The sequence below is a fragment of the Nocardiopsis trehalosi NBRC 14201 genome (assembly GCF_001552555.1).
Lineage (GTDB): Bacteria > Actinomycetota > Actinomycetes > Streptosporangiales > Streptosporangiaceae > Nocardiopsis_B > Nocardiopsis_B trehalosi.
In genome coordinates, this window is record NZ_BCRK01000311.1 from 1 (window position 1) to 3,251 (window position 3,251).

The window sequence follows — 3,251 nt, forward strand, 5'->3', positions numbered from 1 at the left end:
GGCCGGGGCCGCACCCCCGGCCACCCGCCCCTCAGGTGTGCCTTGAGCGGGTCGAGGGGAAGACCCTGCGGCACGGTTCGGAGTGCGCTCCCGCGGCCGTCGCGTCCGAAGGGCCGGCGACCCCTCACCGAGGCGGTGGAACCCCGGCCGCGACGACCGCCCGCCCACCGATCCGGAAGGGCTCGGTGAGTGGGAGCGCTCCCACGACGGTAGACATCCGACCGCGCACTGTCAATGGGTCGACACGGAACCCTCACTCCCGCCCCAGGCGCTCCACCCCCACCACCCGGACGCGGGGCCGACCACCCGGCCGACCGCGCGGCGGACGCGCGGCCGCGCTTGAGACGCGGTTCACGTCCACGAACACCGGCAACTCCGGTGAACGGCGATTACCATGGGAGGCGTATCCGTCCGCACACCGCCCACCCGCGCGGAAAGAGGCGTACCGCAGTGATCGACTCCGAGCTCGTGACCACCGTCCTCGTCATCACCCTGGTCGGCATCGGCCTGGTCGTGGCGGGTGGCATCGCCTACATCGCCGACGACGCGGTCCGGCGCCGCCGCACGGCCCGCGGGGCGGGTGCCGCCCGGCACGCGGCCGCCCCGGACCGGGACCCGGCGCCCGCCCCGTCGCCCGCTGAGGCACCGCCCACCCACGGGCGCGAGCCCGCCGGCCACCCCGCCTGACACGGACCACCCCGCCCAACGTCGGGCGGGCCGGGCCGCCATCGGCGCACGCCGGAGCCGGCCGCGCATCCGGCGGCCCCGGTCGACGCGTTCCGGCGCGGGTGTACCCGCCCGACACGGCCGCCGCGTCTCGGCCCCCGCACCCGCCGCGCGCGCCGGACCCGCTCGGCGGCCTCCGCTCCGACGCGTACGGGCCCCGCACCCATCGGTGCGGGGCCCGTTTCGGTAAACATACTAAACCGGTTTACTTTTCCACCCAGGTGAGCGGGCAAAGGGGGGCGGCGCTTACCCGTAAGATCCCGGAAAAGGATCTTGGCGGGACGCGGAGAACGGCGGACGGGCCGGTCCGAATCGGATTCCCGTGCGTACCGGAGCGCTGATCACGGCAGACCGCGTTTCGCCCGGCTTACCACAGGACAATTTCCCCTGCCCCTCTTTTCAAGTGTGTTTCGTCACTGTTATATTCCGCCTTGGGAGCGCTCCCACATGGAGCGGGGGCCGCCGTCGGCGGCCCGAACTGCACGTACGTCCCCGTCCCGCTCGGGAGGCAGCCGACACGACACCCCTCCGCCGGCCGGCGCGGGCGCCCCACACGCCCGCGCCGGTCACCGCGGAACCGCACCGCCGCCCGCGCGGCGGTACCGACCGAAATCCCCACCGACACCGATCGATCGGTCGAGGCGTTCCCGCCTCGGGCTGACATCCAGCCGTGAGGAGTATCCCCCTGATGAAACCCATCCTGACGAGTGCGGGCCGATATCCGCGCCTGCGCCGCGCCGGCAGCGTCGCCGCGGCCCTCGTATTGGGCGCCGGACTTCCGGTCGCCCTCGCCAATCCGGTGAACGCCGCGGTGGCCTGCGAGGTCGAATACACGATCACCAATTCCTGGGGCAACGGCTTCAACGCCAACGTGTCGCTGACCAATCTGGCCGACAGCGTCAACGGGTGGACCCTCGAATGGGACTTCCCGGGCAACCAGCGGGTGGTCAACGCGTGGAACGGCCAGGCCACGCAGAGCGGTGCGCACGTCAGCATCGAGAACCCGGGGTGGAGCACCACCCTGGGCAGCGGGTCCACCGTCGACATCGGGTTCACCGCGACCTACTCGGGCGCCAACGACCTGCCCACCGAGTTCACGCTGAACGGCGTGGCGTGCGACGGCGAGGTCGACCCCGGTCCCGACCCGGACCCCGACCCCGATCCGGACCCCACGGACCGCGTCGACAACCCGTATGAGGGCGCCGACGTCTACGTGAACCCGCAGTGGTCCGAGCGCGCCGCGGCCGAGCCGGGCGGCGACGCCGTGGCCGACCAGCCCACGGGCGTCTGGATGGACCGCATCAGCGCGATCGAGGGCAACGGCAGCCCGACAACCGGGACCATGGGCCTGCGCGACCACCTCGACGAGGCCGTGGAGCAGGCCGGCGGCGAGCCGCTGGTGTTCCAGGTGGTCATCTACAACCTGCCGGGCCGCGACTGCGCGGCGCTGGCCTCCAACGGCGAGCTCGACCCCCACGAGATCGAGCGCTACCAGACGGAGTTCATCGACCCGATCGCGGAGATCCTCGCGGACCCGGCCTACGCCGACCTGCGGATCGTGACGACGATCGAGATCGACTCGCTGCCGAACCTGGTGACGAACGTGGGCAGCCGCGAGACGGCCACCCCCGAGTGCGACGAGATGCTGCGCAACGGCAACTACGTCAACGGTGTGGGCTACGCCCTCGACCAGCTCGGCGACATCCCCAACGTGTACAACTACATCGACGCCGGCCACCACGGCTGGATCGGCTGGGAAAGCAACTTCACCCCGTCGGCGGAGATCTTCCACGAGGCCGCCACCTCCAACGGCGCCACGGTGGACGACGTGCACGGCTTCATCGCCAACACCGCGAACTACTCGGCCCTGGTGGAGGAGAACTTCAGCGTCTCCGACACCATCAACGGGCAGCCGATCCGCGGGCAGTCGCAGTGGATCGACTGGAACAACTACGTCGACGAGCTGTCCTTCTCGCAGGCCCTGCGCGAGGAGCTGGTCCGGGTGGGCTTCAACTCCGACATCGGCATGCTCATCGACACCTCCCGCAACGGGTGGGGCGGCGACGAGCGGCCGACCGGACCGGGCCCGCGGACGAGCGCCGACGCCTACGTCGACGGCGGCCGGTTCGACCGGCGCATCCACATCGGCAACTGGTGCAACCAGGCGGGGGCCGGTCTGGGCGAGCGTCCGACGGCCGCTCCCGAGCCCGGGATCGACGCCTACGTGTGGATGAAGCCCCCGGGCGAGTCCGACGGCTCCAGCGAGGAGATCCCCAACCCCGAGGGCAAGGGCTTCGACCGGATGTGCGACCCGACCTTCACCGAGGGCACGCCGCGCAACGGCAACAACCCCTCCGGGGCGCTCCCGGACGCCCCGCTGTCCGGGCACTGGTTCTCCGCGCAGTTCCAGCAGCTGCTGGAGAACGCGCACCCGCCGGTGCAGTAGCCGGCCGCCCGCCCGGTGCCGCACCGGGCGGGCCTGAGGACGGGCGGCGCCCCGCGGCCGGTGAGGGCCGCGGGGCGCC

Annotated in this window: 2 protein-coding genes; both read left to right on the forward strand. The window is 72.2% G+C overall.

What is annotated here, in order from left to right; genetic code table 11:
- The first annotated feature begins 450 nt into the window (after positions 1-450).
- Entirely contained in the window at positions 451-687 is a 237-nt protein-coding gene (locus NT8_RS27675) for a hypothetical protein (RefSeq protein ID WP_067975943.1), read from the forward strand.
- A 727-nt stretch (positions 688-1,414) separates the two neighbouring features.
- Complete coding sequence (locus tag NT8_RS27680; RefSeq protein ID WP_067975946.1) at positions 1,415-3,172, forward strand: glycoside hydrolase family 6 protein; 1,758 nt, start codon at positions 1,415-1,417, stop codon at positions 3,170-3,172.
- Positions 3,173-3,251: the final 79 nt, after the last annotated feature.